The sequence below is a fragment of the Microbacterium sp. NPDC079356 genome (genome assembly GCF_049545465.1).
Taxonomy (GTDB): Bacteria; Actinomycetota; Actinomycetes; order Actinomycetales; family Microbacteriaceae; genus Microbacterium; species Microbacterium gawkjiense.
On record NZ_JBMWDN010000001.1, the window covers coordinates 532,021 to 558,585 of the forward strand.

At 70.4% G+C, this 26,565-nt stretch carries 29 protein-coding genes and 1 tRNA gene; 13 read left to right on the top strand and 17 right to left on the bottom strand.

Annotated features, from left to right (window positions below; genetic code table 11):
- Positions 1-70: 70 nt before the first annotated feature.
- Positions 71-2,620 carry an aminopeptidase N gene (pepN, locus tag ACPEH0_RS02710; RefSeq protein WP_359918666.1) on the bottom strand — a complete coding sequence of 850 codons (2,550 nt, stop codon included), beginning with the start codon at positions 2,618-2,620 and terminating at the stop codon, positions 71-73.
- Between the two features lie 124 nt (positions 2,621-2,744).
- On the opposite strand from pepN, the gene ACPEH0_RS02715 reads away from it, so the two are divergent.
- Genes ACPEH0_RS02715 through lnt form a run of 6 tightly spaced genes read left to right on the top strand, consistent with a single transcriptional unit; the run spans position 2,745 to position 8,582 of the window.
- Complete coding sequence (locus ACPEH0_RS02715) at positions 2,745-3,281, top strand: ribose-5-phosphate isomerase (protein WP_217531842.1); 537 nt, start codon at positions 2,745-2,747, stop codon at positions 3,279-3,281.
- The gene (locus tag ACPEH0_RS02720) at positions 3,281-4,273 is read left to right on the top strand and encodes an Fpg/Nei family DNA glycosylase (RefSeq protein ID WP_366213078.1); all 993 of its coding nucleotides are present in this window, start codon (positions 3,281-3,283) and stop codon (positions 4,271-4,273) included. Before ACPEH0_RS02715 ends, ACPEH0_RS02720 begins: the two co-directional genes overlap by 1 nt.
- A gap of 22 nt (positions 4,274-4,295) precedes the next feature.
- Entirely contained in the window at positions 4,296-4,940 is a 645-nt protein-coding gene (locus ACPEH0_RS02725; RefSeq protein ID WP_217531846.1) for an FMN-binding negative transcriptional regulator, read from the top strand.
- On the top strand, positions 4,937-6,439 hold the full coding sequence (locus ACPEH0_RS02730) for an amidohydrolase (protein WP_217531848.1): 1,503 nt from the start codon (positions 4,937-4,939) through the stop codon (positions 6,437-6,439). Before ACPEH0_RS02725 ends, ACPEH0_RS02730 begins: the two co-directional genes overlap by 4 nt.
- Before the next feature lie 11 nt (positions 6,440-6,450).
- Positions 6,451-6,981, top strand: a complete 531-nt coding sequence (locus tag ACPEH0_RS02735) for a gamma carbonic anhydrase family protein (protein ID WP_217531850.1) — start codon at positions 6,451-6,453, stop codon at positions 6,979-6,981.
- Between the two features lie 47 nt (positions 6,982-7,028).
- Positions 7,029-8,582, top strand: a complete 1,554-nt coding sequence (lnt, locus tag ACPEH0_RS02740) for an apolipoprotein N-acyltransferase (protein ID WP_217531852.1) — start codon at positions 7,029-7,031, stop codon at positions 8,580-8,582.
- 3 nt (positions 8,583-8,585) lie between these two features.
- Here the strand turns inward: lnt and ACPEH0_RS02745 are convergent, their stop codons facing one another.
- From ACPEH0_RS02745 to ACPEH0_RS02760, 4 genes are all read right to left on the bottom strand, one after another.
- Complete coding sequence (locus ACPEH0_RS02745) at positions 8,586-8,957, bottom strand: RNA polymerase-binding protein RbpA (protein ID WP_217531854.1); 372 nt, start codon at positions 8,955-8,957, stop codon at positions 8,586-8,588.
- A gap of 109 nt (positions 8,958-9,066) precedes the next feature.
- Entirely contained in the window at positions 9,067-9,840 is a 774-nt protein-coding gene (locus ACPEH0_RS02750; protein ID WP_366213077.1) for a glycerophosphodiester phosphodiesterase family protein, read from the bottom strand.
- Positions 9,837-10,781: an SPFH domain-containing protein gene (locus ACPEH0_RS02755; RefSeq protein WP_217531858.1), complete on the bottom strand. Its 945-nt coding sequence runs from the start codon at positions 10,779-10,781 to the stop codon at positions 9,837-9,839. The genes ACPEH0_RS02750 and ACPEH0_RS02755 overlap by 4 nt, the downstream gene beginning before the upstream one ends.
- The gene (locus ACPEH0_RS02760) at positions 10,778-11,248 is read right to left on the bottom strand and encodes an NfeD family protein (RefSeq protein WP_217531859.1); all 471 of its coding nucleotides are present in this window, start codon (positions 11,246-11,248) and stop codon (positions 10,778-10,780) included. The genes ACPEH0_RS02755 and ACPEH0_RS02760 overlap by 4 nt, the downstream gene beginning before the upstream one ends.
- A gap of 136 nt (positions 11,249-11,384) precedes the next feature.
- Here ACPEH0_RS02760 and ACPEH0_RS02765 point away from each other — a divergent pair, with 136 nt between their 5' ends.
- Positions 11,385-12,146, top strand: a complete 762-nt coding sequence (locus ACPEH0_RS02765; RefSeq protein ID WP_217531861.1) for an SDR family oxidoreductase — start codon at positions 11,385-11,387, stop codon at positions 12,144-12,146.
- A gap of 13 nt (positions 12,147-12,159) precedes the next feature.
- Here the strand turns inward: ACPEH0_RS02765 and ACPEH0_RS02770 are convergent, their stop codons facing one another.
- Positions 12,160-13,092 (bottom strand): AEC family transporter, encoded by a 933-nt coding sequence (locus ACPEH0_RS02770; protein WP_366213076.1) that lies wholly within the window; start codon positions 13,090-13,092, stop codon positions 12,160-12,162.
- An 85-nt stretch (positions 13,093-13,177) separates the two neighbouring features.
- Here ACPEH0_RS02770 and ACPEH0_RS02775 point away from each other — a divergent pair, with 85 nt between their 5' ends.
- Both ACPEH0_RS02775 and ACPEH0_RS02780 read left to right on the top strand, forming a co-directional pair.
- On the top strand, positions 13,178-13,642 hold the full coding sequence (locus tag ACPEH0_RS02775) for a DUF2975 domain-containing protein (protein WP_423719405.1): 465 nt from the start codon (positions 13,178-13,180) through the stop codon (positions 13,640-13,642).
- A complete protein-coding gene (locus ACPEH0_RS02780; protein ID WP_217531867.1) occupies positions 13,642-13,869 on the top strand; it encodes a helix-turn-helix domain-containing protein in 228 nt (75 codons plus the stop codon). Before ACPEH0_RS02775 ends, ACPEH0_RS02780 begins: the two co-directional genes overlap by 1 nt.
- Positions 13,870-14,091: 222 nt before the next feature.
- Here ACPEH0_RS02780 and ACPEH0_RS02785 read toward each other — a convergent pair whose 3' ends face one another.
- Positions 14,092-14,301 carry a hypothetical protein gene (locus tag ACPEH0_RS02785; RefSeq protein WP_366213073.1) on the bottom strand — a complete coding sequence of 70 codons (210 nt, stop codon included), beginning with the start codon at positions 14,299-14,301 and terminating at the stop codon, positions 14,092-14,094.
- A 118-nt stretch (positions 14,302-14,419) separates the two neighbouring features.
- Between ACPEH0_RS02785 and ACPEH0_RS02790 the strand changes: the two genes are divergently transcribed.
- Positions 14,420-14,701: a hypothetical protein gene (locus ACPEH0_RS02790; RefSeq protein WP_366213072.1), complete on the top strand. Its 282-nt coding sequence runs from the start codon at positions 14,420-14,422 to the stop codon at positions 14,699-14,701.
- On the opposite strand, the gene ACPEH0_RS02795 is transcribed toward ACPEH0_RS02790, so the two are convergent.
- Positions 14,662-14,964, bottom strand: coding sequence for a DUF427 domain-containing protein (locus ACPEH0_RS02795; protein ID WP_064002032.1), 303 nt, complete (start codon positions 14,962-14,964; stop codon positions 14,662-14,664). The two genes, ACPEH0_RS02790 and ACPEH0_RS02795, sit on opposite strands and share 40 nt — an antisense overlap.
- Positions 14,965-15,030: 66 nt before the next feature.
- Here ACPEH0_RS02795 and ACPEH0_RS02800 point away from each other — a divergent pair, with 66 nt between their 5' ends.
- A complete protein-coding gene (locus ACPEH0_RS02800) occupies positions 15,031-16,344 on the top strand; it encodes an MFS transporter (protein WP_366213071.1) in 1,314 nt (437 codons plus the stop codon).
- A 58-nt stretch (positions 16,345-16,402) separates the two neighbouring features.
- On the opposite strand, the gene ACPEH0_RS02805 is transcribed toward ACPEH0_RS02800, so the two are convergent.
- The 6 genes from ACPEH0_RS02805 to polA all read right to left on the bottom strand — a co-directional run bounded on the left by ACPEH0_RS02805 (position 16,403) and on the right by polA (position 24,367).
- A complete protein-coding gene (locus ACPEH0_RS02805) occupies positions 16,403-16,660 on the bottom strand; it encodes a DUF6458 family protein (RefSeq protein ID WP_064002034.1) in 258 nt (85 codons plus the stop codon).
- A 90-nt stretch (positions 16,661-16,750) separates the two neighbouring features.
- Entirely contained in the window at positions 16,751-17,512 is a 762-nt protein-coding gene (locus ACPEH0_RS02810; RefSeq protein ID WP_217531966.1) for an SGNH/GDSL hydrolase family protein, read from the bottom strand.
- 20 nt (positions 17,513-17,532) lie between these two features.
- Positions 17,533-18,882, bottom strand: a complete 1,350-nt coding sequence (locus tag ACPEH0_RS02815; RefSeq protein WP_366213070.1) for an MFS transporter — start codon at positions 18,880-18,882, stop codon at positions 17,533-17,535.
- Between the two features lie 35 nt (positions 18,883-18,917).
- Positions 18,918-19,949 (bottom strand): LLM class flavin-dependent oxidoreductase, encoded by a 1,032-nt coding sequence (locus ACPEH0_RS02820; RefSeq protein WP_366213069.1) that lies wholly within the window; start codon positions 19,947-19,949, stop codon positions 18,918-18,920.
- Between the two features lie 82 nt (positions 19,950-20,031).
- On the bottom strand, positions 20,032-21,708 hold the full coding sequence (locus ACPEH0_RS02825) for a DUF885 domain-containing protein (protein ID WP_217531873.1): 1,677 nt from the start codon (positions 21,706-21,708) through the stop codon (positions 20,032-20,034).
- Positions 21,709-21,739: 31 nt separating this feature from the next.
- Positions 21,740-24,367 carry a DNA polymerase I gene (gene polA, locus ACPEH0_RS02830; RefSeq protein ID WP_366213068.1) on the bottom strand — a complete coding sequence of 876 codons (2,628 nt, stop codon included), beginning with the start codon at positions 24,365-24,367 and terminating at the stop codon, positions 21,740-21,742.
- A gap of 83 nt (positions 24,368-24,450) precedes the next feature.
- Between polA and ACPEH0_RS02835 the strand changes: the two genes are divergently transcribed.
- The gene (locus ACPEH0_RS02835) at positions 24,451-24,897 is read left to right on the top strand and encodes a PaaI family thioesterase (RefSeq protein ID WP_253034445.1); all 447 of its coding nucleotides are present in this window, start codon (positions 24,451-24,453) and stop codon (positions 24,895-24,897) included.
- Positions 24,898-24,903: 6 nt separating this feature from the next.
- Here ACPEH0_RS02835 and ACPEH0_RS02840 read toward each other — a convergent pair whose 3' ends face one another.
- Positions 24,904-25,416 (bottom strand): GNAT family N-acetyltransferase, encoded by a 513-nt coding sequence (locus tag ACPEH0_RS02840; protein ID WP_366213067.1) that lies wholly within the window; start codon positions 25,414-25,416, stop codon positions 24,904-24,906.
- 10 nt (positions 25,417-25,426) lie between these two features.
- Positions 25,427-26,050, bottom strand: coding sequence for an ANTAR domain-containing response regulator (locus ACPEH0_RS02845; protein WP_064002042.1), 624 nt, complete (start codon positions 26,048-26,050; stop codon positions 25,427-25,429).
- Between the two features lie 57 nt (positions 26,051-26,107).
- Between ACPEH0_RS02845 and ACPEH0_RS02850 the strand changes: the two genes are divergently transcribed.
- A tRNA-Leu gene (locus tag ACPEH0_RS02850) sits at positions 26,108-26,193 on the top strand.
- A 46-nt stretch (positions 26,194-26,239) separates the two neighbouring features.
- Here ACPEH0_RS02850 and ACPEH0_RS02855 read toward each other — a convergent pair.
- Positions 26,240-26,506, bottom strand: a complete 267-nt coding sequence (locus tag ACPEH0_RS02855) for a GlsB/YeaQ/YmgE family stress response membrane protein (protein ID WP_311862151.1) — start codon at positions 26,504-26,506, stop codon at positions 26,240-26,242.
- Between the last annotated feature and the right edge of the window lie 59 nt (positions 26,507-26,565).

The window sequence follows — 26,565 nt, forward strand, 5'->3', positions numbered from 1 at the left end:
CCCCCGTGAGGGCGATATCGACGAGGGGGCGTCGTACCACGGTACGACGCCCCCTCGTGTGTCCTGCGGCTCAGTCCTGGCGGTCGCGCTCCTGCACGGAGAGGGCACGCTCGACGCCGGCGAGGTTCTCGTTCACCAGGCGTCGGAGGGCAGCGGGCGCGTCCCGGTGCTCGGCGAGCCAGCCGCGCGTGGCGTCACGCAGGGCGGCATCGGCGAGGGGAGCCGGGTACAGCCCCACGATCAGGTACTGCGCGATCTGGTAGGTGCGCGACTCCCACACCGGCAGCAGCATGTCGAAGTAGGCGTCGACGAACTCGCGGAGCGCAGGCACGCCCGCGGGGTGTACGAATCCGGCCGCGGCCGAACGCACCACGGTGTTGGGCAGGTCGGCGCTGTCGACGAGGGACTGCCAGGCGGCGCGCTTGGCCTCCACTGACGGGAGCGCCGCGCGCGCCTGTGCGGCGAACTCGCCGCCCTTCGCGGTGTTGTCGGCCGCCAGGGCCTCGTCGATCTCCGCTGCGGAGACGACTCCGCCGGCGGCGAGCGACACGAGGAGCGCCCACGAGAGGTCGGCGTCGATCTCGAGCCCGGGCAGCTCCTGCGCGCCGGAGCGCAACTGCGCGACGCGCTCCCACTGAGCGGGGGTGGATGCCGCCGACGCGTACGCCGTGACGAACTGCAGCTGGCTGTCGCTGCCGGCCTCGGCATCCTGCGCGAGGGCCCAGAGGCCCTCGGCGACGCGCTCACGAGCGGCGTCCCGGGTCGCCGGGTCCACGTACGAGTTCGCGGCGAGCTGCAGCTGGGCGAGAGTGGTGCGCACGGTGGTCGACTCGGTCTCGGTGCCGATGTTCTGCAGCACCAGGTCGAGGTACTCGGTCGCCGACGCCTCTCCGTCGCGCGTCTGGTCCCACGCCGCGCCCCAGACGAGCGAGCGGGCGAGCGGGTCGCTGATCTTGCTGAGGTGCGCCGTGGCGGTGCGCAGCGACTTCTCGTCGAGGCGGATCTTGGCGTACGCGAGGTCGTTGTCGTTCAGCAGCACGAGGTCCGGCTGCCGGTGCCCCACGAGGTCGGGGACCTCGGTGAGGTCGCCGTCGACGTCGAGCTCGAGGTGGTGCGTCCGGACGAGCTCCTCGCCCTGCAGCGTGTAGAAGCCCACTCCCAGGCGGTGCGGGCGGATCGTCGGGTAGTCGGCCGGGGCTGTCTGGACGATCGCGAAGCGCGTGATCACACCGTCACCGTCGACGCGGATCTCGGGAGCGAGCGTGTTGACGCCGGCCGTCTCGAGCCACTTCTTGGACCAGGTGGTGAGCTCGCGCCCGCTCGTGCTCTCGAGCTCCACCAGGAGGTCGCTGAGCTCGGTGTTGCCCCACGCGTGCTTCTGGAAGTACGCCGACACCCCGGCGAAGAACGCCTCGATGCCCACCCAGGCGGCGAGCTGCTTGAGGACGGATCCGCCCTTGGCGTACGTGATGCCGTCGAAGTTGACCTGCACGTCCTCGAGATCGTTGATCTCGGCGAAAACGGGGTGCGTCGAGGGGAGCTGGTCCTGACGGTACGCCCAGGTCTTCTCCATGGCGTTGAACGTCGTCCACGCCTCGGTCCACTCCGTCGCCTCCGCCGTGGCGATGGTCGACGCCCACTCGGCGAACGATTCGTTCAGCCAGAGGTCGTTCCACCACTTCATGGTGACGAGGTCGCCGAACCACATGTGCGCGAGCTCGTGGAGGATCGTGACGACGCGGCGCTCCTTGACGGCATCCGTCACCTTCGAGCGGAACACGTAGGTCTCGGTGAAGGTGACGGCGCCGGCGTTCTCCATGGCGCCCGCGTTGAACTCGGGCACGAACAGCTGGTCGTACTTCGCGAACGGGTAGGGGACGCCGAACTTGTCCTCGAAGTAGGCGAAGCCCTGGCGGGTCTTCTCGAAGACGTAGTCGGCGTCGAGGTACTGCCACAGGCTCTTGCGCGCGTAGACGCCGAGCGGGATCGTGCGCCCGTCCGAGCTCGTGAGCTCCGAGAACACCTGCTCGTACGGACCGGCGACGAGGGCCGTGATGTACGACGAGATGCGCGGCGTCGGCTCGAACGACCAGGTCGCGAGGCCCTCACCCGCGGGCTGCGGCTCGGGGGTAGGGGAGTTGGAGACCACCTTCCACGCGTCGGGAGCCGTCACGGTGAAGCGGAACGTGGCCTTCAGGTCGGGCTGCTCGAAGACCGCGAAGACGCGACGCGAGTCCGGCACCTCGAACTGCGTGTAGAGGTAGACCTCGCCGTCGACGGGGTCGACGAAGCGGTGCAGGCCCTCCCCAGTGTTCGTGTACTCGCAGTCGGCGACGACGACGAGCTCGTTCTCGTCGGTGAGTCCCTCGAGCGCGATGCGCGAATCGGCGTACACCGCGGCGGGGTCGAGCGAGCGACCGTTGAGCGTGATCTCGCGGACGGTGCGGGCGATCAGGTCGACGAAGGTCGACGCGCCGGCGGTGGCGGCGAAGCGGATGACGCTCCGCGACGCGAAGACCTCGTCACCGGTGGTCAGATCGAGGGCGACGTCGTACGCGTGCGTCTCGACGGTCGCGCGGCGCTCCTGCGCTTCGATGCGGGTGAGGTTCTCTCCAGGCACGTTCGTGTCTCCCAGGGGTGAGGGTGGGGTGCCGTGGACAGGCGCTGCTGGCGCCGACGGCAACCGTCCCAGCCTACGCCGACGACTCGCCGGAACGGGGGATCCGCCTCCCTAGAATCGTCACATGCGCATCCACATCGCGACCGATCACGCGGGCATGGAGTTCTCGACCCGCCTGCAGCACCACCTGGCCGAAGCCGGTCACGACGTCGTCGACCACGGTCCCGTCACCTACGACCCCCTCGACGACTACCCGGCCTTCTGCATCCGCGCCGCCCAGGCGGTCGCCGAGGACCAGGCGCGCGGCATCCCGACGCTCGGTGTCGTGTTCGGCGGTTCCGGCAACGGCGAGCAGATCGCCGCGAACAAGGTGCGCGGCATCCGCGCGGCCCTCGTGTGGAACATCGCGACGGCCGAACTCGCGCGCGAGCACAACGACGCCAACGTCATCGCGATCGGCGCGCGCCAGCACACGTTCGACGAGGCGGTCGGGTTCATCGACCGCTTCATCGCGACCCCGTTCCCGGGGGAGGAGCGTCACGCGCGTCGCATCGCGCAGCTCGCGGCGTACGAGACGGACGGCACCCTCGAGGCCGATCCGCGCGCCGCGAAGCCCGACGTGCTCGACGCCTCGGAGACCTTCGACCCGGAAGCGGGCTGATGCCCGAGGGTCATTCCGTCCATCGCATCGCCCGTCAGTTCGACCGCAACTTCGTCGGCCGCCCGGTCGCCGCCTCGAGCCCGCAGGGACGTTTCGCGGAGGGCGCCGCCGTCCTCGACGGCCGGACCCCCACGCAGGTGCGCGCGGTCGGCAAGCAGATGTTCCTCGAGTTCGATGCTGACGTGTGGCTGCGGGTGCACCTCGGGATCTACGGCGCGTGGGACTTCGCGGGTGAGATCCTCCTCGACCCCACGATCGCGTCGGCGAACGGACGGATGGGGCAGACGAACCAGCGCGGGGTCGATCCGGTCTACGACGACGCGGGCGAGAACTCGCTGTCGTCGATCGGAGCGCCCCGTCGCATGCGCGGCGCGGTGCGGATGAGCGAGCAGACCCGCGGACTCGACGAGACGACGGATGCCGAGTGGCCGCCGCCCGTCGTCGGGCAGGTGCGCCTGCGACTGCTGACCGCGTCGACCTCCGCGGACCTGCGCGGCCCCACAGCGTGCGAGCTGCAGACCGTGGACGAGATGCTCGCCACCGTCGCCGCACTCGGACCCGACCCGTTGGTGGACGACGTGGCGGAGGGCGAGGAGCGTTTCGTCGCCGCCGTCCGGCGCAAGCCGACGCCCATCGGCCAGGTGCTGATGGATCAGAAGGTCGTGAGCGGGATCGGGAACGTCTATCGGGCCGAGCTGCTCTTCCGCGCAAACCTCAACCCTCACACGCCGGCGCGCGACGTGCCCGAGGAGACGGTGCGGGTTCTGTGGCAGGACTGGGTGCGCCTGCTCGCGATCGGTGTCGAGACCGGCCAGATGATGACGATGGACGACCTCGACCCGGAGGCGTACCGCCGTGCCATGGCGCACCGCGACGACCGCCACTGGGTCTATCACCGCGCAGGGCTCCCATGCCGTGTGTGCGGCACGGCGATCGTCCTCGAGGAGATGGCCGCGCGGAAGCTGTACTGGTGCCCGCGGTGCCAGGCATGATCCGGGACGGGAAGGGCGCACGGTGAGGCAGAACCCGAGTTTCACGATGACGGATGCCGCCGAGCTCCGCCGCGTGATCGACGAGAACCCCTGGGTCACGATCGTGAGCGACACTGAGGCGGGACTGGTGGCGTCCCACTACGCGGTCCTGCTGGACCCGACACGCGAGGACCTGACGATCGTCGGGCACGTCGGACGCCCGGACGATCTCATCCACGGCCTCGGCGAGGCCGAGATCCTCGTCGTCGTCCAGGGCCCGCACGGATACATCTCGCCCGGCTGGTACGGCGACGGCCCCGCCGTCCCCACCTGGAACTTCGTCTCGGTGCACCTGCGCGGTGTACCCGAGATCCTCTCGGCGGAGGAGAACCTCGCTGTCCTCGACCGTCTCGTCGACCGGTTCGAGGGGTCGATGCCGCAGCCGCGCCGCATGTGGGAGGCGCCGAACGACGACGAGTTCGTGCGCCGGCTGGAGAAGGGCACGGTCGGCTTCCGACTGACTCCGACGCACGTGACGGCTAAGCGCAAGCTCAGCCAGAACCGTCCCGACGAGGTCGTCGACACGATCATCGACCGCCTCGACGCCGGTGACAGCCCGTATGCCGATCCGCGTCTGGCCGACGAGATGCGACGCGCCCACGACGCGATCCGGGCGGCACGCTCGTGACGGCGTCGCGCGGCGAACAGGTCGACGTCATCGCCGGCGTCCGGTTGACCGGCGCCGGGCGGGTCGACCCGTTCGGCGACGCGCCGGTCGACGTGCACCTGCGCGGCGGCGTCATCACGGACATCGCCCCGGCCGGTGCGCTGCCCCGCCGTGGTGTCGTCGTCGAGGGCGACGGCGGATGGCTCGTCCCGGGGCTGTGGGACCACCACGTCCACACCGTGCAGTGGGCCCTTGTCGCGCAGCGGACGCCGCTCGGCGGCGTGACGAATGCGGTGCAGGCGGCATCCGTCATGGGGCACTCTCCCGTCCTCGACGACGGACGACGCGTCGGCACCGGCTTCCGTGACGCGCTGTGGCCCGACACCCCCTCGCTCCGTCTGCTGGACGAGCACACCGGCGAGGTCCCGACGTATCTCATCAACGCGGACGTCCACAGCGTCTGGCTGAACAGCGCCGCGTTCCGCCGCGAGTCGATCGCCCCGACCGCGGACGGCATCCTCCGCGAAGGACCGGCGTTCGAGATCTCGCGCCGGCTCAACGACGTGGATCCCCCCGTCTCGGACGGCTTCGTCCGCGACGCCCTCGACCGTGCCGCCGCCCGCGGCGTGACGGGCATCGTCGACCTCGACATGGCGTGGAACGCGGATGCCTGGGCCCGCCGCCTGGATGCCGGCTTCGACAGCCTGCGCGTCTCGTTCGGCGTGTACCCCGACCTCCTCGACCGCGCGATCGCCGTCGGACTGGCCACCGGCGACGCCGTCGACCCGCTCGGGCTGGTGCGCATGGGCTCCCTGAAGGTCATCACCGACGGCTCCCTCGGCACGAGGACCGCCGCGTGCTCGCATCCGTACCCCGACGATCCGCACAACACGGGTGTCCTGACGGTGGCTCCCGACGAGTTGGTGGAGCTGATGATCCGGGCCACCGGCGCCGGGCTCTCCTGCGCGATCCACGCGATCGGCGACGTCGCGAACTCGCACGCGTTGGACGCCTTCGCCCTCACCGGCGCCACGGGCACGATCGAGCACGCTCAGCTCGTCGCGCACGCCGACATCCCACGCTTCGCCCGACTCGGCGTCGGTGCCAGCGTGCAGCCCGAGCACGCCGTCGACGACCGGGACCTGACCGATTCGGTGTGGGCGGCGCAGACCGCGCTGCCGTACCCGCTGCGCGCCCTCGCCGAATCGGGGGCGAATCTGCTCTTCGGATCGGATGCCCCGGTGTCGCCGCTCGACCCGTGGGCCGCGATGGCGGCCGCCGTCCACCGCACCCGCGGGGGACGCGCCCCGTGGCGCCCCGAGCAGGGTCTCGACGCGGCGACCGCGCTCGCGGCGTCGACGGCGGGCGGCTCCGCCACCGGGAGTGCGCTCGAGCCCGGCCTGACCGCGGACCTCGCCCTGATCGACCGCGATCCTCTCGCCGCCGACGACCCCGGTCTCCGCGCGACACGCGTGGGCGCGACGACGGTCGCAGGCCGGCTCACCCACATCGCCCCCTGAGGAGACCCCCGATGACCGTGTCCGACCAGGCCACCCTGCTCGCCCTCCCGGAGGCGACCCCCGAGGTCGCCGAAACCGCCTTCGTCGCCGCCGGCGCGCGCGTGGTCGGCGCGGTCACCCTCGGCGACCGCGCGAGTGTCTGGTACAACGCGGTCCTCCGTGGCGACAGTGCGCCGATCTCGATCGGTGCCCGCAGCAACGTGCAGGACGGCGTCGCCGTCCACGTCGACGCCGAACACGGCGTCGAGGTGGGGGAGGACGTCTCGATCGGCCACAACGCCGTCGTCCACGGCTGCCGCATCGGCGACGGCACCCTCGTCGGGATGGGCTCGGTGATCCTCTCCGGCGCGGTCATCGGTGCGGGATGCCTCATCGCCGGGGGAGCGGTCGTGCTCGAGGGCGCCGTCATCCCCGACGGCTCGCTGGTCGCGGGAGTCCCCGCGACGGTGCGTCGCCCCCTCACCCCGGAGGAGCGGGCGGGGATCCTCCGCAACGCCGCGATCTACCTCGACCACTCCGCCCGTCACGGCGACGCGGCGTGAGGCGGCTTCTCAGCGTCGCCATAGCGGGTCTCATCTAGGCTTCCTCCATGCGCGACCGCCCCCTCCTCCCGCTCTGGCTGGCCCTGCCCGTGGCGGTCGCCGGCGGCGCCGTCCTGGACCTCGCCTTCCCCGACATCGGGGTCTGGCCGCTCGCCTTCGTCGGCGCGGCGATGACCCTGGTGACGCTCATCGGCCGGTCCGCATGGGGTGCGGTCGCTGTCGGTGCGGCGTTCGCGGCATCCTTCTACCTGCTGCACATCGCGTGGATCACCCGCTACCTCGGCCCGGTCCCGTGGTTCGCCCTCGCCGGGGTCGAGACGGTGCTGAATGCCGTGGGCGCGATCGCCATCACGCTGGCCTACAGATGGTTGCCGAAGGTGCTGCCCGGCCCGTGGGCGCGCGTCGCCGCACTGCCTGCCCTCGTGGCCGCCGCCTGGACGGCGCGCGAGCAGTTCGTCGGATCGTGGCCGTACACGGGGTTCCCGTGGGCGCGGCTCGGGATGAGTCAGTCCGACGGTCCGCTCGCCGAGCTCGCCTCGTGGCTCGGCGTCAGCGGCCTGACCTTCGTCATGGTCTTCCTGACGGCCGCCGTCATCGAGGCCGTCCGCCTGCGGGTGTGGCGTCGCGTACGGCTCGCCGTGCCCGCGGCCGTCGCCGCCGCCCTTCTCCTGCTGGTACCGCAGTTCCCGACGACGGATGCCGGGACGATGCGTGTCGGCGCGGTGCAGGGGAACGGCCCGTCGGGGTACTTCGACCAGCGCGAGCCCTACGCCGTCTTCCGCGCCCAGCTCGCCGCCACGCAGCCCCTGATCGGCCAGGACCTCGACCTCCTGCTGTGGCCGGAGGGAGGCGTCGACGCCGACCCGATCAACAACTCCTCCATCGCCGATGCGCTCGACGACCTCTCCACCCAGGTCGACGCGCCGCTCCTGGTGAACGCCGCGACCGAGCGCGGCGACAAGATCTACAACACCTCGATGCTGTGGCAGGCCGGCGCGGAGAACCCGCTCGCACTCCACGACAAGACGCGTCCCGTCCCGATGGGGGAGTACGTCCCCGACCGATGGTTCTTCGAAGCGCTCGCGCCCGACCTCGTCGGGTTGATCCAGCGTGAGTACACCCCGGGCACGAACCCGCCCTTCTTCGACGTGGACGGCGTCGGCGTCGGGCTGGCCATCTGCTTCGACGTGATCTACGACGACGTCATCTGGGACGGTGCCCGCGACGGCGCCGAGGTCTACATGTTCCAGACGAACAATGCCGACTTCCGCGGGACCGACGAGAACGTTCAGCAGCTCGGTTTCGCCCGCATGCGCGCCATCGAGACGGGCCGCTCGGTCGTCAACATCTCCACCGTCGGGACCAGCCAGGTGATCGCCCCGGACGGCTCCGTCATCGACGGCCTCGCCGCCGACACGGCGGGGGCGCTCCTGGTCGATGTGCCGCTGCGCTCCGGGCTCACCCCCGCGGTCGTCCTCGGTCCGGCCCTCCAGTGGCTGCTGGGGTGGTCGGCGCTTCCGATGCTCGTCCTGCTCGGGATCCTCGCCCGCCGGCGCACAAAAGCGGCGCCGTCCGAAGAGGACGACGCCGCTGGAGTGTGAGGGTCAGGCGCTCAGCTTGTCCGAGCTGCCGCCGCGACGGGCGCGCAGCAGAGCGAGCCGCTCCTCCAGGAGCTCCTCGAGCTCGGGGATGGTGCGACGCTCCATCAGCATGTCCCAGTGGGTGCGTGCGGCCTTGTCACCGGAGTGGTCGATCACGGCGACCGTGTCGCCGATGCGTCGAACGGCCTCGGAACCGCAGGTGCGGCACTCCCAGGCCTCGGGAACCTCGGCGTCTGCCGCGAACGTGAGAACAGTCTCGCGCTCGCACTGGGTGCAGACGTAGGTGTGGTTGGTGCGCTCCACGAACACGACGCCCTCTTCGCTCTGTAGGCTCGAAGCGCCGAGACGCATGCCGCGCAGGCTGCGATCTGCCATTGTGTGGTCCTCTCGTCGTCGTCCTCAGGTATAACGAACTCACCTGTGCGGATCATCCGAGAAGACCTCAACGAGTGTGCTATTCACAGCCGATCTCCAGGACCGCCGGTTATACGCGAGATGCCCTCGTCGAGACGCCGACATCGGTTCGATCGGTCACGACGCCGTCGACGCCCATGTTCCACAGATGGTGCATGCGAGCGGGGTCGTCGACGGTCCACACGTGCACCTCGACGCCCGCCGCGTGCGCGGCGTCGATGAGGCGCGGGGACAGGATCCGGATGCCGCGATGACGCTCCGGGATCTGGAGCGCGTCGAGCCCCTCGAGGTGCCGCGCCGCGAGGCGGGGGAGTCGGGCCGTGACAGCCGCCAGCACCCGCGCGAGCGTGCGCGACCCCGCGGACGTCGCCGGCTCGCCACCGCGCGCGCGAGCCGCGGTGAGGGCCGCGGCGCGGCGGGAGTCCGAGAAGCTCGTGAGGAGCACGCGGTGCGCCTCGCGCGCGGTGAGCCTGCCGACGGGTTCGGCCGCGGCATCCGCCTTCACGTCCAGATTGAACCGCGCGTCCGGGAACGCATCGAGGACATCAGGCAGCACGGCGAGGCCGCCGCGCGTCGACATGATCTCGACGAGTTCGCGGGTGCGGACGGTCGCGACGGGGCGGGGGTCTCCGGTGACGCGTCGCAGATCGTCGTCGTGGAAGAGGATCACGTCGCCATCGGCGGTGACGTGGCAGTCGGACTCGAGGTAGACGGTGCCGGTCGCGCGGGCGGCGGCGAGAGCGGCGACGGAGTTCTCGACGACCTGCTCGGAGTCCGGCGGCACGAACCCGCGATGGGCGAGTACCCGCGGGGCCTCCTCACCGAGGAACCACGGATGCGTCATGGTGCCGGTGTCGTCCCGTCCGTCGGCCGGGCGGGTCCGCCGAACGCGGTGCTGAATGACTTGAGGGCATCGGTGAACTCGCTGGGGATGACCCAGAGCTTGTTCGACGCCCCTTCGCTGATCTTCGGCAGGGTCTGCAGGTACTGGTAGGCGAGCAGCTTCTCGTCGGGGTCGCCCTTGTGGATCGCGTCGAAGACGTACTGGATCGCCTGGGCCTCGCCCTCGGCGCGGAGGACGGCTGCCTGCTTGTCACCCTCGGCCCGGAGGATCTCGGCCTGCCGGCGGCCCTCCGCTTCGAGGATCTGGGACTGCTTGGACCCCTCGGCGGTGAGGATCGCGGCACGCCGGTCGCGTTCGGCGCGCATCTGCTTCTCCATGGAGTCCTGGATGGACACGGGCGGATCGATCGCCTTCAGCTCGACGCGCGAGACGCGGATGCCCCACTTGCCGGTCGCCTCGTCGAGGACGACACGCAGCTGCGTGTTGATGTTGTCGCGGCTGGTGAGGGCCTCTTCGAGGTTCAGACCACCCACCACGTTGCGGAGCGTCGTCGTCGTGAGCTGTTCGACGGCACCGAGGTAGTTGTTGATCTCGTACGTCGCCGCGCGTGCGTCGGTCACCTGGAAGTAGACGACCGTGTCGATGGAGACGACCAGGTTGTCCTCGGTGATGACGGGCTGCGGCGGGAAGGACACCACCTGTTCGCGCATGTCCACCAGCGGGAGGAGCCGGTCGATGAAGGGAACGAGGAGGTTCAGGCCGGGGGAGAGGGTGCGCTGATAGCGACCCAACCGCTCCACGACACCCGCGTACGCCTGCGGGATGATCCGGATGGAGCGGAACAGGACGACGACGACGAAGATCGCGACGACGACCAGGAGGACGACGACGAAGATCTGGCCGACGAACGCGCCGACGTCGACGCGGGCGGGGAAGGTCATGCGGGGTTCCCTTCTTCGGGTGCCACCACGACGGTGGCGCCGCGGACGGCGGTGACGGTCACACGTTGACCCGGTATGACGGATGCCGTGGCGTCGAGCAGACGGGCGGTCCAGGTCTCGCCGTTGTCGAGCTTGACCGAGCCGTCGCCGTCCACGAACGCCGAGACCGCCCGCGCCGACATCCCGGTGAGCGCGTCGACGTTGGTCGGGACGTGCTGGCTGGAGCGATGCAGGGCGCGCAGCAGGAGCGGGCGGATCGTGAAGAGGAGGAGCGCCGACACCGCGGCGGCGGCGAGCACCTGGAGCCACCACACCCCTCCGGCGAGGTTCGCGCCGAGGCCGCCGATGAGGGTGCCGGCGGCGAGCATCAGGAACGTGAACTCGAGGGTGAGCAGCTCGATGATGACGAAGAGGACCGCGAGCACCAGCCAACCGATCCACAGGTACTGGATGAGATCGGGGAACATCGTCGGCTCCTTCGGTGAGCGTGTCCTCGCACCCTACCAACCGGGGTCGACGGCCAGGCCGAACCGCCCCCGATTGATAGGCTCGTCCCCGTCCCGTCCGTCTCGTGCACCCGCCGAGCACCCCGCAGGAGTCCCCATGTCGCAGCCCGTTCCCGCCGCATCCCTGACCGGCCAGACCGCCCTCGTCACCGGATCGTCCCGCGGGATCGGCGCCGACACCGCCCGCTACCTCGCGCAGGCGGGCGCGAACGTCGTCATCAACTTCCGCAACAAGGCACCGCGCGCCGAGAAGCTCGCGACGGAGCTGCGCGGCCTCGGAGTCGATGTGCTCACGGTCGGTGCGGACCTCACGGATCCGGCATCCGTCTCGGAGATGTTCGCCGCGGTGAAGGAACGCTTCGGTTCCCTCGACATCCTCGTGCTCAATGCCTCCGGCGGCATGGAAGGCGGCATGGCCGAGGACTACGCACTGACGCTCAACCGCGACGCCCAGGTGGGAGCCCTCGAGGCGGCGCTCCCGCTGATGTCCGAAGGCAGCCGGGTCGTGTTCGTGACGAGCCACCAGGCCCACTTCATCGAGACCACGCCGACCATGCCCGAGTACGAGCCGGTCGCTCGCTCCAAGCGCGCCGGCGAGGACGCCCTCCGCGAGCGGATCCCGGCCCTGACCGAGAAGGGCGTCGAGTTCGTCGTCGTCTCGGGCGACATGATCGAGGGCACGATCACGGCGACCCTGCTCGAGCGTGCGAACCCCGGAGCGATCGCGGAGCGCCGCGAGAGCGCCGGCAAGCTCTACAACGTCGCGGAGTTCGCCGCCGAAGTCGCCCGGGCCGCCGTCGAGCCGATCCCGGCCGACCACACGCGTCTCATCGGCGACACCAGCTCCTTCGGCGCCTGACACCGCCGGCCGCTCAGGCCGAAGGCCCCAGCAGCAGCACCACGAGGAACAGCACGGGGACGCATCCGATCGTCGTCAGGAAGACGGTGTCGCGCGCGATGGTCCTCCCCGTCGCGTACCGCTGCGCGTAGTTGAAGACGTTCTGCGCGGTCGGGAGGGCCGCGAGCACGGTGACGACGAGGACCTCGGCGGGGGAGAGGCGGAACAGCAGCGCCGCCACGACCCATGCCACCGCCGGCATGGCGAGCAGCTTGAGCCCGCTCGCCAGGAGGATGTCGCGGCGTCGTCCCGTCGTCCCCAGCACGCGCTGACCGTTGAGCGAGATGCCGTAGCTGATCAGCAGGATCGGGACCGCGGCGTTCGCGACCAGCTGCAGCGGGTCGAGGACGATCGGCGGGAGCGGGATGCCGGTGGCCGACACCATCGTGCCGAGAAGCGAGCCGACGACGATCGGGTTGGTGATCGTCCGCCGCAGGATCGGCCAGGGCCGCCGCCCGGTGGGGGAGGTGAGCGCCTCGAAGATCGCCATCGTGATCGGGGTGAGCACCAGGAGCTGGAACAGGATGACGGGAGCGGGGAACGCCGCGCTTCCGAGGACGTAGAGCGACAGGGGGATGCCGATGTTGTTCGAGTTCACCTGTCCCGCCGACAGCGCACCGATGAGCACCTCGCCGGCCGGGCGCCGCCAGAGAACGCGCGCGACGAGCACGTAGACGGCGAACATGGCGACCGCCGCGATCGCCGAGACCGGGAGCAGCGACGAGAAGAGCGTGCGGACGTCGGCTTGGGACAGCACCACGAACAGCAAGAACGGGCTCAGGACGAAGAAGGTCAGCCTGCTGAGCACCTGTCCACCGGTCGGGCCGAGCAGATCGATGCGCCCGATCAGCCATCCCACGGCGATCGCGACGCCGATGACGAGGAATCCCGTGAGGACTGCGAGCACCCTTCGAGCCTAGGGCGGGTCTCCCGTTGCGGAGGACTGGGGGAAAGGCTATCGTTTTTCGATAGATACAGATCGAAAGGCGATGATGAGCACAGCAACGATCCTGACGCTCCGAACGGCGCTGGTGGCGTCCCTCGTGGGCTCGCTCCTCGTGCAGGTCGGCATCCTTCCCGCGATCTGGCGGGACCTCGAGACCGTGCCGCTCGCGTGGCGGGTGGCCGCCGTCTCGATCCTCGCGCTCTGGGTCGTGTGCCTGCAGGTCGTTGCCGTCTGCATCTGGCGGCTCGTCTCGATGGCCGCCGCGGAGGCCGTGTTCTCGGTCGGTGCTTTCCGCTTCGTCGACATCGTCATCGGTGCGATCACGGTCGCCGCCGTCCTGACCGCGGGCCTCGCCACCCTGCTCGTGCCCGGAGACGTCGCCCCCGGGGTCGTCGGCCTGATCTACGGAGCCGCCGTGGCGACCGGGGGAGTCGCGCTCGTCGTGGTCGTCATGCGCTCACTGCTGCGCAAGGCGATCGAGATGCGCACCGAGCTGGACGGGGTCGTCTGATGCCGATCATCGTCGACATCGACGTCATGCTGGCCCGGCGCAAGATGGCCGTCGGGGACCTCGCCGCACGCATCGGCATCACGCCGGCCAACCTCGCCGTCCTGAAGAACGGTCGCGCGAAGGCGGTGCGCTTCACCACCCTGGATGCGCTGTGCGAGGTGCTGGAGTGCCAGCCCGGCGACCTCCTGCGCTGGGAACCGGAGGCATCGATCCAGGACGAGTCCTGAACGTCTGCGCTCGCCGGCACGTCCGCGAGACTGCACGTGCGCTCCGAGACCGTGGCCTCACCCCGCCGTCTGGGCGCGCGCCTGCAGTTTCCCGGGGATAGAGATGGCACCAGCACTCATGAGCGATCGAAAACAGCCGATAATGCACATTATGTCAACTCAATGATGCGAGCGCTCGGCCCCGCTCTCCTCGACCGAGTGCGCTGAGGATGCGTCGACGAGCTACAGAGCGAGCGGCAGACGGGTCGTCGACAGGCCGACGTCACCGAGGAAGCGTTCGAACGCGAGGGTCGCCATGCCGATGGCGACCGAACTGCCGCGAACGGTCGACACGCCGAGTTCGACTCCGGTCATCGCACCGGCGGGCGCCCGCCGCTGCAGTTCGACCTTCGTGGGATCCACGAGGTCGTCGCCGAGGACCAGGCCGTCCATCCGGTCAACATCATCACCTCGGGGTCGATGATCGACGCCAGGTCGCCCGGTGCGACGCCGAGGTAGAGCGCGGTCCGTTCGACACCTCCTCGACGACCGGATCTCCCCCGGACTCGCGGTGCGTGCGCGCGAGGCCGTCGATGAACTCGCGTTGCGGCACGCGGGCCAGTTCGTGATCCGGTGCGATCTCACGGAGGGTCTGCTGGATGCCGGGGGCCATCCGGCCATCAAGGAAGCGCTCGGCGACGACGTCGCCGCCTTCCCGGTGCCCGCGTTCGACGGCGGCCAGCCCATCCCGTCACCGCCCGGTTCGTCCGCGCCGCCGAGCTCGGCCCGCTGCACGAGTGAGCGGATGCGGCGTCAGGCGCCGACCGTGACCCCCGGCGAGAAGGCGACGTAACCCGAGAAGTCCGCACCGACGCGGTCGAACGCCGACGGGTACGGGTTCGGGTACGACCAGGCGCCGTCCGCGAGGCGCTCGGAGCCCGCTTCGATGTGGAAGTACTGGCACTCGCCCTTCCACGGACACGTGTACGGGGTCGGACTCTCGACGAGCACGCCGTCCTTCACCGACGAGGGCGGGAAGTAGGCGTTCCCCTCGATGCGGATGATCTGGTCGTCGTCCGCCTCCGCGATGACGGTGTCGCCGATGGTGGCCTTCATGTCGTCCTCCGTTCGCCCGGGTGGGGTGGAGCCAGCGTACGCCCGCCGGAGAGTAGCGTGGGCGGGGTGAGTCGAACCGGTCCGAGCGTGCGCGCATGGATCATCTGGGGCACCGGCGTCGCCGCGTACGTCCTCGCCGTCACCAACCGCACCTCGCTCGCCGCGGTCGGCGTCGACGCGGCGGACAGGTTCCAGGCGGATGCCGCGACCCTGTCGTTGTTCGCGGTCGTCCAGCTGGCCGTCTACGGCGGGATGCAGATCCCCGTCGGCATCCTCCTCGACCGCTTCGGCTCGCGTCCGATCATGACCGCCGGCATGATCCTCATGGCCATCGGTCAGCTGACGATGGCCCTCTCCCCCAGCGTCGGTGTCGCCATCGTCGCGCGCATGCTCCTCGGTGCGGGGGATGCGGCGGTGTTCCCCGGCGTGCTCCGCCTCGTCGCGACCTGGTTCCCCGCGCAGCGCGGACCGCTCATGGTGCAGCTGACCGGCATCCTGGGTCAGGCGGGTCAACTCGTCGCCGTCATCCCCATCGCGACGATCCTCCACGCGACGTCGTGGACGGTCACCTTCGGCGGCATCGCCGGACTGTGCGTCCTGTTCGCCGTCCTCGTGTTCGCCCTGGTGCGCAATCGTCCGCCGGACCTCGCGCGCGACGTCAGCGTCGACACCGACACGGGGGCGATCCGGGTCGTGACGTCGACGATCGACACCGGCGTCGGCATCCGCGCCGCCCTCGCGCATCCGGGCACCCGTCTCGCGTTCTGGTCCCACTTCACGACCCCCTTCGCGGGCACGGCGTTCATCCTCCTGTGGGGTTTCCCGTACCTGACGGCGGGCGAGGGGCGGACGGTCGCCGAGGCGGGCGCCCTCACCTCGCTCTACGTGTTCGCCGGCATGGCCCTCGGCCCCGTCCTCGGCGAGCTCTCGCGGCGCGTCCCGCACCGGCGCTCCCGCGCGCTCGTCCTGCCGGCCGTCGGCTTCCAGTTCGCGGCGTGGTCGGCCGTCATCCTGTGGCCGGGCCCCGCGCCCCTCTGGCTGCTGATCGTCCTCCTCGTCGCCCTGGCGATGGGAGGACCGGCGTCGATGATCGCCTTCGACCACGCCCGCACGCACAATCCGTCGCACCGGCTCAGCACCGCGACGGGCGTCACGAACGCCGGCGGCTTCCTCGCCGCGCTGCTGGCGATCTTCGCGATCGGCCTCGTCCTCGACCTCCAGGGCGCGGGCACCCCCGACACCTACCGGCTCGAGGCCTTCCGCATCGCCTTCCTCGTCCAGATCCCGCTGTGGCTCGTGGGCGCGACGTTCATCAGCATCGAGCGGCGGCGCACCCGCATCCACCTCGGGATGGATCCGCCCCGCCGGCCGCGCCGGTGACCGCCCGCACGACGAAGGCCCGCCCCCTGGGGGACGGGCCTTCGAGGTCTGTCACGCGTCAGTACGTGCCGTCTCCCGACGTGCGCGTCTCGGAGCGGGTGACCCGCTCCCCCGCAACAGGGTCGACCGTTCGGACGGTCGACTCGCTGGAACGCCGCCGCAGCATCAGCACGAGTCCGATGATGAAGACGACAGCGCCGGCGGCCATCAGGATGTAGCCGATCATGTCGAGGTTGACGTACTGGACGTCGACGTTGACGGCGAACACCAGGATGGCCCCGATGACGAACAGCACGATTCCGGTTCCGATGCTCATGCGCACACTCCCTTTCTAGGCTGTGTGCTCCGATCATCCCGGATGCTGCAAAGATCCTGGATGGTCTTGACAGGACGGTCGAATCCGGTTTCAGCGCGGTTCGACCGTCAGCCACTCCGCGAACTTCGGCTCGCGTCCGTCTCCCGACGAGGTGCCCGTGAGCCGGCGCCGCAACCAGGGCCCGAGGTGCTCGCGGAAGTACCGGCCGCGACCGAGGGCGACCGCCGTGTCGTCCTCCTCCAGCCGCCACCACTCGGTCGGGGGCTGCTCCCCCAGCGCCTCCAGCACGCGCGCGGCGACGCGGTGATGCCCGCGCGCGTTCATGTGCAGCCGGTCCGCCGACCAGAACGACGGGTCCGAGAGCTCGCGGTCGGGCCAGTTCAACGCGACGACCAGGTCGTGGCGTCCGCGGATGCGGTCGGTCACCGCGCGAGACAGTTCGTCGCCGCGTCTCTGGATGAGGCCCGCCAGCGGCAACTGCGCGGACGGGTTCGCCCCCGACAGGACGATCATCGTGACGCCCTCTTCGTCGCAGCGGCGGAGCACGTGCGAGAACGCGTCGGCGATGCGCGCGATCGGCGTGCGCGGACGCAGCATGTCGTTGCCGCCGCCGTTGAAGGACAGGTGAGTCGGCCGGAGGGCGAGCGCGCGTTCGAGCTGCTCCTCGACGATCGGCTGCATGAGCTTGCCGCGGATGGCCAGGTTCGCGTACGAGATCGCTGCGCCGCGGGAATCCGCCCAGCCCTGCGCGACGAGGTCCGCCCAGCCGCGGACGCTCCCGTCCTGCAGCTCGTCGCCGACACCCTCCGTGAACGAGTCCCCGATCGCGACGTAGCGGATGTCCTGCGGCATCCCTCCAGCGTAGGACGCGCTCACTCGGCGAGGCTCCGCCCGCGGGACTCGGCGAGCCCCCACGTCGCCGCGGCGGCGACGGCGAAGAACGCGCTGAGGACGACGAAGACCACCGGGACGCCGCCCATCGCCTGAAGTGCGGGGACAGCAGGCGGCGCCAGGATCGACGCGATCCGGCCGATGCCGGCGGCCCAGCCCGCGCCCGTCGCGCGCAGCGACGTCGGATACGTCTCGGGGGTGACGGCGTACAGGGCGCCCCACGCGCCCAGGTTGAAGAAGGACAGCGCCATCCCGGCCCCGAGGATCATGGGCACCGTCGTGGCCTGGCCGAACACGATCGCCGCCACCGCGGAGCCCGCGAGGAACACCGACAGTGTCGCGCGGCGGCCCCACACCTCGATGAGCCAGGCGGCGACCGCGTACCCCGGTACCTGCGCGAGCGTGATGATGAGGGTGAACTCGAAGCTGCGCACGAGACCGAACCCCTGCGAGACGAGGAGCGTCGGGATCCAGATGAACGCGCCGTAGTAGGAGAAGTTCACGCAGAACCACACGGCCCACAGCGCAGCGGTGCGCCGCCGCATCCCTGACGCCCAGAGTCCTCGCAGCCGCATCGCCACGGTCGTGGCCGGAGCGGCCGGCGCCTCGACCGCGTCGACCGCGGCCGGAGCGAGGCGTCCGAACACCGCGGGAGAGGCCTCGAGGCCCGCCACGACCCGTTCGGCGTCCGCCGTCCGCCCGCGGGAGGCGAGCCAGCGCGGCGACTCCGGCAGCCCCCAGCGCACGACGAGCGCGTAGACCGCGGGGATCGCGCCGATCGCGAGCGCCCACCGCCACCCCTCTGCGGCCGTCGGGATCACGAGGTACCCGATGAGCGCGGAGGCCGTCCATCCGACCGCCCAGAACGCCTCGAGCACGACGATGATGCGTCCCCGCATCCGTGCCGGTGCGAACTCGCTCACGTAGGTGCTCGCCACGGGCAGTTCGGCGCCGAGACCCAGGCCGACGACGAAACGCAGCGCGATGAGCGCGACGAGACCGCCCGCGAGCGCACTCGCGCCCGTCGCGATGCCGTAGACGAGGAGCGTCAGCGCGAAGACGGAGCGGCGTCCGATGCGGTCGGCGAGCAGTCCGCCGACGGTGGCGCCGACCGCCATGCCGGCGAAGCCCGCCGAGGCGATCCACGACGTCTGCGAGGTCGACAGCTGCCACTGGTCCACAAGGGCCGCGATCACGAAGGAGATGAGCCCGACGTCCATCGCGTCGAGCGCCCAGCCCGTTCCCGATCCGGTGAGGACGCGCAGGTGGGTGCGCGTGAACGGCAGCCGATCGAGACGGGCGGTCAGCGTGCCGGTCGAGGTCGCGGTCATCCCTGCATCGTACGAGGGTCGGGGCCGCGCCCGGGTCACTCGCCGAGCATCTCGCGCACGAGCGGGATGACCTTCGTGCCGTAGAGCTCGACCGAGCGCATGAGCTTGTCGTGGCCGAGGGTGCCGTTGGCGTACTTCAGGTCGAAGCGGCCGACCCCCAGGGTCCTCACCGTGTCGGCGATCTTCCGCGCGACGGTCTCGGGCGAGCCGGCGTAGATCGACCCCTCGGGTCCGATCTCGTGCTGGAACCGCATCCGGCTGTACGGCGGCCAGCCGCGGTCGCGGCCGATCGTGTTGTTCTGCGCCTCGAAGCCCGGGTACGCCTCCTCCCACGCCTGTTCGTCGGTGTCGGCGATGTGACCGGGCGAGTGGATGCCGATGGGCTGCGCCTCGGTGCCGAGCTCGCCGATCGCGCGGTGGTAGAGGTCCACGTACGGGCGGAAGCGCGCGGCCGGGCCGCCGATGATGGCGAGCATGAGGCCGTACCCGTAGCGCGCGGTGCGGATCACCGATTCGGGGGATCCCCCCACGCCGACCCAGGCCCGGATGCCCGCCTCGGTCTTCGGGAAGACGTCCGCCTGCTGCAGTGCGGGGCGGGTCGTCCCCTGCCACGTCACCGGCTTCTCCTGGCGCAGGAGCGAGAACAGCTCGAGCCGCTCCTCGAAGAGCGTCTCGTAGTCCGACAGATCGAAGCCGAAGAGCGGGAAGGACTCGATGAACGACCCGCGCCCGAGGATCACCTCGGCGCGCCCCTCGGAGATCGCTGCGAGCGTCGCGAAGCGCTCGTAGACGCGTACCGGGTCGTCGCTGGAGAGGACGGTCACGGCCGTTCCGACCCGGATCCGTTCGGTGCGCGCGGCGATCGCGGACAGCACGATCTCGGGGCTTGAGACGGCGTACTCGGCGCGGTGGTGCTCCCCGACCCCGATGAAGTCGACCCCCACCTGATCGGCGAGTTCCGCCTGCGCCAGCAGGTTGCGGATCGCCTGCGCGCCCGACACGCGCTCGCCCCGCTCGTCGACGGTGATGTCCCCGAAGGTGTCGAGGCCCAGCTCAACTGCGGTCATGTCCGCCCCTTTCATTCAACTGAATGAACGATAACGGGGATGCCGGCTATTCCCGGCATCCCCGTTCGTCTGTCTCCGTCGCTCAGCCGTCGCGCAGAGCGGCCCGCAACGTGTCGAGACCGACGCCGCCGAGGCGGAGTGCCCGCATGTGGAACTGCTTGATGTCGAAGTCGGCGCCCCCGCGCTGCGCCGCCTCGTCGCGGATCTGCTCCCAGATACGCTGGCCGACCTTGTACGACGGGGCCTGGCCGGGCCAGCCGAGGTAGCGGTTCACCTCGAAGCGGATGAACTCGTCCGACATGTTGACGTTGCGACGCATGAACTCGAGCGCGTAGTCGGCATCCCACACCCCGGTGCCGTCCAGACGCGGCTTGCCGAGGTGCACGCCGATGTCGAGGACGACACGGGCGGCGCGCATCCGCTGACCGTCGAGCATCCCGAGGCGGTCGGCCGGGTCGTCGAGGTAGCCGAGCTCGGCCATCAGGCGTTCGGCATAGAGCGCCCAGCCCTCGGCGTGGCCGCTCGAGCCCGCCAGGAGTCGGCGCCACGAGTTGAGCTCTGCGCGGTTGTAGACGGCCTGGGCGATCTGCAGGTGATGCCCGGGGACGCCCTCGTGGTACACGGTCGTGAGTTCCCGCCAGGTGTCGAACGAGTCGACGCCCTCGGGGACCGACCACCACATGCGCCCGGGCCGCGAGAAGTCGTCGGTGGGCCCGGTGTAGTAGATACCGCCCTCGTTCGTAGGGGCGATCATGCACTCGAGGCGACGGATCGGCTCGGGGATGTCGAAGTGCGTGCGGCCGAGTTCCTCGACGGCCCGGTCGCTGGTCGCCTGCATCCAGGCCTGCAGCGCCTCGGTCCCGTGGAGCTTGCGGCTCTCGTCCTGCTCGAGGAAGGCGACCGCCTCCTCGACGGTGGCGCCGCTCTTGATCTCGTTCGCGATGGCCTCCTGCTCGGCGACCATGCGGGCCAGTTCCTCGACCCCCCATTCATAGGTCTCGTCGAGGTCGATCGTCGCGCCCAGGAAGCTGCGGGAGTGGAGGGCGTAGAGCTCCCGGCCGACGGCGTCGGTCTCGGACGCGACGGGCACCAGCTCGTCGCGCAGGAATGCGGCGAGCTGATCGTAGGCGACCCGCGCGGAGCCGGCGTTATCGGCGAGGTCGCGGGCCAGCGAGGCGGGGAGGTGCCCTTCGGCGGGCGCGGCCTCACCGACGAAGGACGCGAAGAAGCCCGTGTCGCTCGTGTAGCGCGCGATCTGCGTCACGACCTCCCGGACCTGCCGCTGCGCGGGGACGACACCCTCCGCGATGCCCTGTCGGAGTGTCTCGACGTAACCGGCGAGGGCCCCCGGAATGGCGGCGAGGCGGGTGGCGACGACCGACCAGTCGTCGACCGTGTCGGTCGGCATCAGATCGAAGACGGAGCGGATGTCCTGCGACGGCGAGGCGATGACGTTCAGGTCGCGCAGGTGCGACTTCGCCGCGTGGAGGTCGAGGTGGAGCCCCAGCTCGGCCGAGAGGTCCATCTTCGTGACCTCGTCGACGTCGTCGACCGCGTCCGCGGCGTCGAGCGCGCGGAGCGTCTCGGCTGCAGCAGCGGCCAGACGCTCGTGCCCGGCGGGCGAGTAGTCGTCCAGTCGGCCGTTGTGCTCCGTGCGCCCGATGTAGGTCGCGAGGCTCGGGGAGAGTTCGGCCAGCGTGTCCACCCAGCGGTCCGCGATCGTGTCGATCGGAGTGGGTGTGCGTTGTGCGTCGGTCATCCTCCGAGCGTAGAGCGTCGCACGCTCCGCGTCAGTGAGCCGCCTCGTCCCAGTCGCCGCCCCGGCCGATCTGCACCTCGAGCGGCACCGAGAGGTCGGCCGCGTCGCCCATGCGCGTGCGGACGATCTGCTCCACGGCATCCCACTCCCCCGTGGCCACCTCGACGACGAGTTCGTCGTGGATCTGCAGCAGCACGCGTGAGCCGAGGCCCTGATCGAGGAGGTCCTGGTGGATCTCGACGAGGGCGATCTTCATGATGTCCGCAGCGCTGCCCTGGATGGGAGCGTTGAGCGCCGCCCGCTCGGCGTTCTCGCGGAGCACGCGGTTGGGGCTCGTCAGGTCGGGGAACGGGCGGCGGCGGCCGAAGATCGTCTCGGTGTACCCGTCGATGCGGGCCTGCTCGACCGAGGACCGCAGGTAGTCGCGCACGGCGCCGAACCGCGCGAAGTACTCGAGCATGAGCTGCTTCGCCTCGGACTGCTCGATGCGCAGCTGCTTCGACAGGCCGAACGCGCTGAGGCCGTAGACGAGCCCGTAGGACATCGCCTTGACCTTCGTGCGCATCGGAGCCGTCACCTCGGCGGGCTCGACGCCGAACACCCGGGCGCCCACGAACCGGTGCAGGTCCTCGCCCGAGTTGAACGCCTCGATGAGGCCGGGGTCGCCCGAGAGGTGCGCCATGATGCGCATCTCGATCTGGGAGTAGTCGGCCGTCAGGAGGGTCTCGTACCCCGCCCCGACCTCGAACGCCGCGCGGATCCGGCGCGACTCCTCGTTGCGGATCGGGATGTTCTGCAGGTTCGGATCCGTGCTCGAGAGCCGACCCGTCTGGCTGCCGGTCTGGACGTAGGTCGTGTGGATGCGGCCGTCGTCGGCGATTCCGACCGTCAGCGACTCGATGATCTGGCGCAGCTTCGTGGCCTCGCGGTGCTGCAGCAGCAGGCCGAGGAACGGGTGCGGATTCGTGTCCTGCAGGTCGGCGAGGACCGCGGCATCCGTCGAGTACCCGGTCTTGGTCTTGCGGGTCTTCGGCAGTTCGAGCTGGTCGAACAGCACCTCCTGCAACTGCTTCGGCGAGCCCAGGTTCACCTCGCGCCCGATGATCGCGTACGCGTCCTGCGCGATCGCGTCGGCGCGGGCGGCGAGCTCACCCGAGAAACCCGACAGCTTGTCGCGGGAGACCGAGACGCCCGCGAGCTCCATGTCGGCCAGGGCGTCGAGGGTCGGGAGCTCGATGTCGGTCAGCACCGCGGAGACGGGTGCCGGGAGCTCCGCCCGCTCGGCGGCCGCGACGCGCAGGGCGAACCAGGCGAGCTGACCCGGGGTCGCGCCCTCGGTCTCGGGCACCAGCTGCGACGGGTCGGCCTCGGGAAGCTTCTCGTCCAGGTAGCGGTCGACGAGGTCGGCGAGGTTCTTGTCGGGCAGGCTCGGCCGCAGCAGCCACCCGGCGAGGAGGACGTCGAACGCGAGCCCGCCGAGGCGCACACCCGCCCGGCGCAGCGCCTTCACCTGCGGCTTCGCGTCGACCATCACCTTCGGCGCGTCGCCCTGCAGCCACGGGGCGAGCACCGTGCGGGCGGACTCACCCCACGCGGTCTCGCGCACCGCGTCCGTCGTCGCGACGCCGACGCGGGTCGGGAGCCCGCCGGCGACCGCGACGGTGAGGGCGAGCTCGCCGGTCTGCTCCGCCAGCCACGCCGCGAGGGTCGCGGCACCCGTCTCCTGCGGTTCGGGGGCCGCGACCTCGGGAGCGGGCGGCTCGGCGTCCGCACCGAACGCGTCGAAGACGCGCGGCAGGAGGGTCCGGAACTCCAGGCGGGCGAAGATATCGCGGACCGCCTGCGTGTCCATGGGCTGGACGGCGAGGTCTTGCGGGGTGAGCTCGAGCTCGACGTCGCGCAGGAGGGCGTTGAGCTGACGGTTGCGGCGGACGTCATCGAGGTGCTCGCGGAGGTTGCCGCCCACGACCCCCTTGATCTCGTCCGCGCGGTTCAGCAGCTCGTCGAGCGACCCGAACTGGGTGAGCCACTTGACCGCCGTCTTCTCGCCGACCTTCGGGACGCCGGGGAGGTTGTCGCTCGTCTCGCCGACGAGCGCCGCGATGTCGGGGTAGTTCTCGGGCGGCAGGCCGTACTTCTCGACGACGGCGTCCGGGGTGTAGCGCTTCAGCTGCGAGACCCCCTGCACGCTCGGGTAGAGCAGCGTCACGTCGTCGGCGACGAGCTGGATCGTGTCGCGGTCGCCCGAGCAGACGAGCACCTGGAAGCCGCTCTCGACACCCTGGGTCGCGAGCGTCGCCAGGATGTCGTCGGCTTCGACGTCCTCCTTCGTGAGGACCGGCACGCCCATCGCCGCGAGGCAGTCCTGCAGCAGCGGGATCTGCCCCTTGAACTCGGCCGGCGACTCGGACCGGTTCGCCTTGTAGTCCTCGTAGACGCGGGTGCGGAACGACTGCCGCGAGGTGTCGAATGCGACCGCGAGGTGCGTGGGACGTTCGGCCTTCACGAGGTTCACGAACATCGACAGGAAGCCGTAGATGCCGTTGGTGTGCTGGCCGTCCTTCGTCGAGAAGTTGTCGACCGGGAGCGCGAAGAACGCCCGGTAGGCCAGCGAGTGGCCGTCGACGACGAGCAGAGTAGGCTGTGCGGAGTCGCTCACCCAGCCAGCCTAGTTCGGGCGTGCGACATCGACTCCCCCGCAGCGGCGCCGGGTCGGCGCCACCCGACGCCGAGGTCCGAGCCATGTCCGAGAACGCCCCCTCCCCCGACGCCCTCTCCGCCGGCGACGGCCTGAGCTGGGCGAAGGACCGCGGCCTCGGCGCCCTCGCCGACAAGATGGGGATCGAGCTCGTCGAGTTCACCCTCGAGAAGGCGGTGGCACGGATGCCGGTGGCCGGCAACACCCAGCCGGTCGGTCTCCTGCACGGCGGCGCCTACGTCGTGCTGGGCGAATCGCTCGGATCGATGCACGCCAACCTGCACGCGGGACCCGGCCGCCTCGCCGTCGGCATCGACATCAACGCGACCCACACCCGCTCCGCGACGGAGGGCTGGGTGACGGGCGTGTGCACCCCGCTGCATCTCGGCCGCAGCCTCACGGTGCACGAGATCGTGGTGACCGACGACCGGGGCAGGCGGTGTTCGACGGTCCGGATCACCAACATGGTGCGGGACCGGCCGGCATCCTGACCCGGGTCAGCGCGCGACGGCGTATTTGAAGCCGATGTGCGAGTCGACGAAACCCAGCCGCGTGTAGAACCGGTGCGCCTCGGTGCGCGCCGCATCCGAGGTGAGCTGGACGAGGGACGCGCCCACCGCAGGTGCCGCGACGTCCGTGACCCACATCATCATCGCGGCTCCGATCCCGCCCGAGCGCTCCGCACCGGCGACACGCACGGCCTCGATCATGAGGCGAGTACTCCCCCGTCGCGCCATGCCCGGCACCACGGTCAGCTGCATCGTCCCCATGATGCGACCCTCGCGCTCGACGACGAGCAGGTCGTTCCCGTCTGCGGCGAGGATGCGCCGTAGCCCCCGCAGGTAGAGCGGACGATCGTCGGATGCCGCGACGTCGCCGCGGCCCGCGCTGACGGTGTCGTCCGACAGCAGCGCGACGATCGCGTCGAGGTCGCCCTCCTCCGCACCGCGGAGCGTGATCGTGCCGCGACGGGAGGCGAGGTCGACCGGGAGATCGAACTCCTCGATCACGGTGACCGCGTCAGGACTTCTTGGGCGCGAGCTGCTCGATGATCGCCTTGGCGACGTCCTGCATGGTCAGTCGGCGGTCCATCGACGCCTTCTGGATCCAGCGGAAGGCCTCGGGCTCGGACAGGCCCATCTTCTCGTTGAGCAGGCCCTTGGCGCGGTCGACGAGCTTGCGGGTCTCGAAGCGCTCGACCATGTCGGCGACCTCGGCCTCGAGCGTGATGATCTGCTCGTAGCGTGCGAGGGCGATCTCGATGGCCGGCAGGAGGTCGTTCGGGGTGAACGGCTTCACGACGTAGGCGAGGGCGCCCGCCTCGCTCGCCCGCTCGACGAGCTCCTTCTGACTGAAGGCCGTGAGGAGGACCACGGGGGCCACGTGGTTCTTGCTAAGCTTCTCCGCCGCGCTGATCCCGTCGAGGATCGGCATCTTCACGTCCATGATGACGAGGTCGGGACGCAGCTCGGTGGCCAGCTGGACGGCGGTCTCACCGTCGCCCGCCTCGCCGACGACGTCGAAGCCGCTGTCACGCAGGATCTCGACGATGTCGAGGCGGATCAGCGACTCGTCCTCCGCGACGACGACGCGTCGGGGAGCCGGGGCAGCCTGGGGGGCGGTGGAGGGTTCCTGCTCAGTCACCCGTCCATCCTAGGCCAGGGCGACCCGCCATCCTGCGGTATCGTCGTTGAGGCTCGCGCCGGTGTGGCGGAATGGCAGACGCGACCGACTCAAACTCGGTTGCCCGAAAGGGCGTGTGGGTTCGACTCCCACCACCGGCACCACAGCGGAACGGCGCCCCCGCAGGGGCGCCGTTCCGTGTTCTCCGCGTCAGGTGGTCCGACGACGGCCGACGATCAGGCCGTAGATCAGCAGGACGATGAGCGAGCCGCCGATGGCGAGAAGCCACGTCTGGATGCTGAAGAACTCTTCGAGCGGCCTGTTGAACAGCACGCTGCCCAGCCAGCCGCCCAAGAGCGCTCCGACGACGCCCAGGATGAGCGTGACGAACCAGCCCCCGCCCTGCTTGCCCGGAAGGATCAGCTTGGCGATGGCGCCGGCGATGAGCCCCAGGATCAGAAAACCGAAGAACCCCATGATGACCTCCTGCGATCGGATGGTGACTACTTGCCGCCCGACCCTACGCCCGCCGGAAT

Bases quoted from the DNA above. Each gene is read 5' to 3' on its own strand.
- ACPEH0_RS02715 (WP_217531842.1), top strand. From the start codon at position 2,745: ATGCGCATCCACATCGCGACCGATCACGCGGGCATGGAGTTCTCGACC.
- ACPEH0_RS02720 (WP_366213078.1), top strand. From the start codon at position 3,281: ATGCCCGAGGGTCATTCCGTCCATCGCATCGCCCGTCAGTTCGACCGC.
- ACPEH0_RS02735 (WP_217531850.1), top strand. From the start codon at position 6,451: ATGACCGTGTCCGACCAGGCCACCCTGCTCGCCCTCCCGGAGGCGACC.
- lnt (WP_217531852.1), top strand. From the start codon at position 7,029: ATGCGCGACCGCCCCCTCCTCCCGCTCTGGCTGGCCCTGCCCGTGGCG.
- ACPEH0_RS02745 (WP_217531854.1), bottom strand. From the start codon at position 8,957: ATGGCAGATCGCAGCCTGCGCGGCATGCGTCTCGGCGCTTCGAGCCTA.
- ACPEH0_RS02750 (WP_366213077.1), bottom strand. From the start codon at position 9,840: ATGACGCATCCGTGGTTCCTCGGTGAGGAGGCCCCGCGGGTACTCGCC.
- ACPEH0_RS02755 (WP_217531858.1), bottom strand. From the start codon at position 10,781: ATGACCTTCCCCGCCCGCGTCGACGTCGGCGCGTTCGTCGGCCAGATC.
- ACPEH0_RS02760 (WP_217531859.1), bottom strand. From the start codon at position 11,248: ATGTTCCCCGATCTCATCCAGTACCTGTGGATCGGTTGGCTGGTGCTC.
- ACPEH0_RS02765 (WP_217531861.1), top strand. From the start codon at position 11,385: ATGTCGCAGCCCGTTCCCGCCGCATCCCTGACCGGCCAGACCGCCCTC.
- ACPEH0_RS02775 (WP_423719405.1), top strand. From the start codon at position 13,178: ATGAGCACAGCAACGATCCTGACGCTCCGAACGGCGCTGGTGGCGTCC.
- ACPEH0_RS02780 (WP_217531867.1), top strand. From the start codon at position 13,642: ATGCCGATCATCGTCGACATCGACGTCATGCTGGCCCGGCGCAAGATG.
- ACPEH0_RS02785 (WP_366213073.1), bottom strand. From the start codon at position 14,301: ATGGACGGCCTGGTCCTCGGCGACGACCTCGTGGATCCCACGAAGGTC.
- ACPEH0_RS02795 (WP_064002032.1), bottom strand. From the start codon at position 14,964: ATGAAGGCCACCATCGGCGACACCGTCATCGCGGAGGCGGACGACGAC.
- ACPEH0_RS02805 (WP_064002034.1), bottom strand. From the start codon at position 16,660: ATGAGCATCGGAACCGGAATCGTGCTGTTCGTCATCGGGGCCATCCTG.
- ACPEH0_RS02810 (WP_217531966.1), bottom strand. From the start codon at position 17,512: ATGCCGCAGGACATCCGCTACGTCGCGATCGGGGACTCGTTCACGGAG.
- ACPEH0_RS02815 (WP_366213070.1), bottom strand. From the start codon at position 18,882: ATGACCGCGACCTCGACCGGCACGCTGACCGCCCGTCTCGATCGGCTG.
- ACPEH0_RS02820 (WP_366213069.1), bottom strand. From the start codon at position 19,949: ATGACCGCAGTTGAGCTGGGCCTCGACACCTTCGGGGACATCACCGTC.
- ACPEH0_RS02825 (WP_217531873.1), bottom strand. From the start codon at position 21,708: ATGACCGACGCACAACGCACACCCACTCCGATCGACACGATCGCGGAC.
- ACPEH0_RS02835 (WP_253034445.1), top strand. From the start codon at position 24,451: ATGTCCGAGAACGCCCCCTCCCCCGACGCCCTCTCCGCCGGCGACGGC.
- ACPEH0_RS02855 (WP_311862151.1), bottom strand. From the start codon at position 26,506: ATGGGGTTCTTCGGTTTTCTGATCCTGGGGCTCATCGCCGGCGCCATC.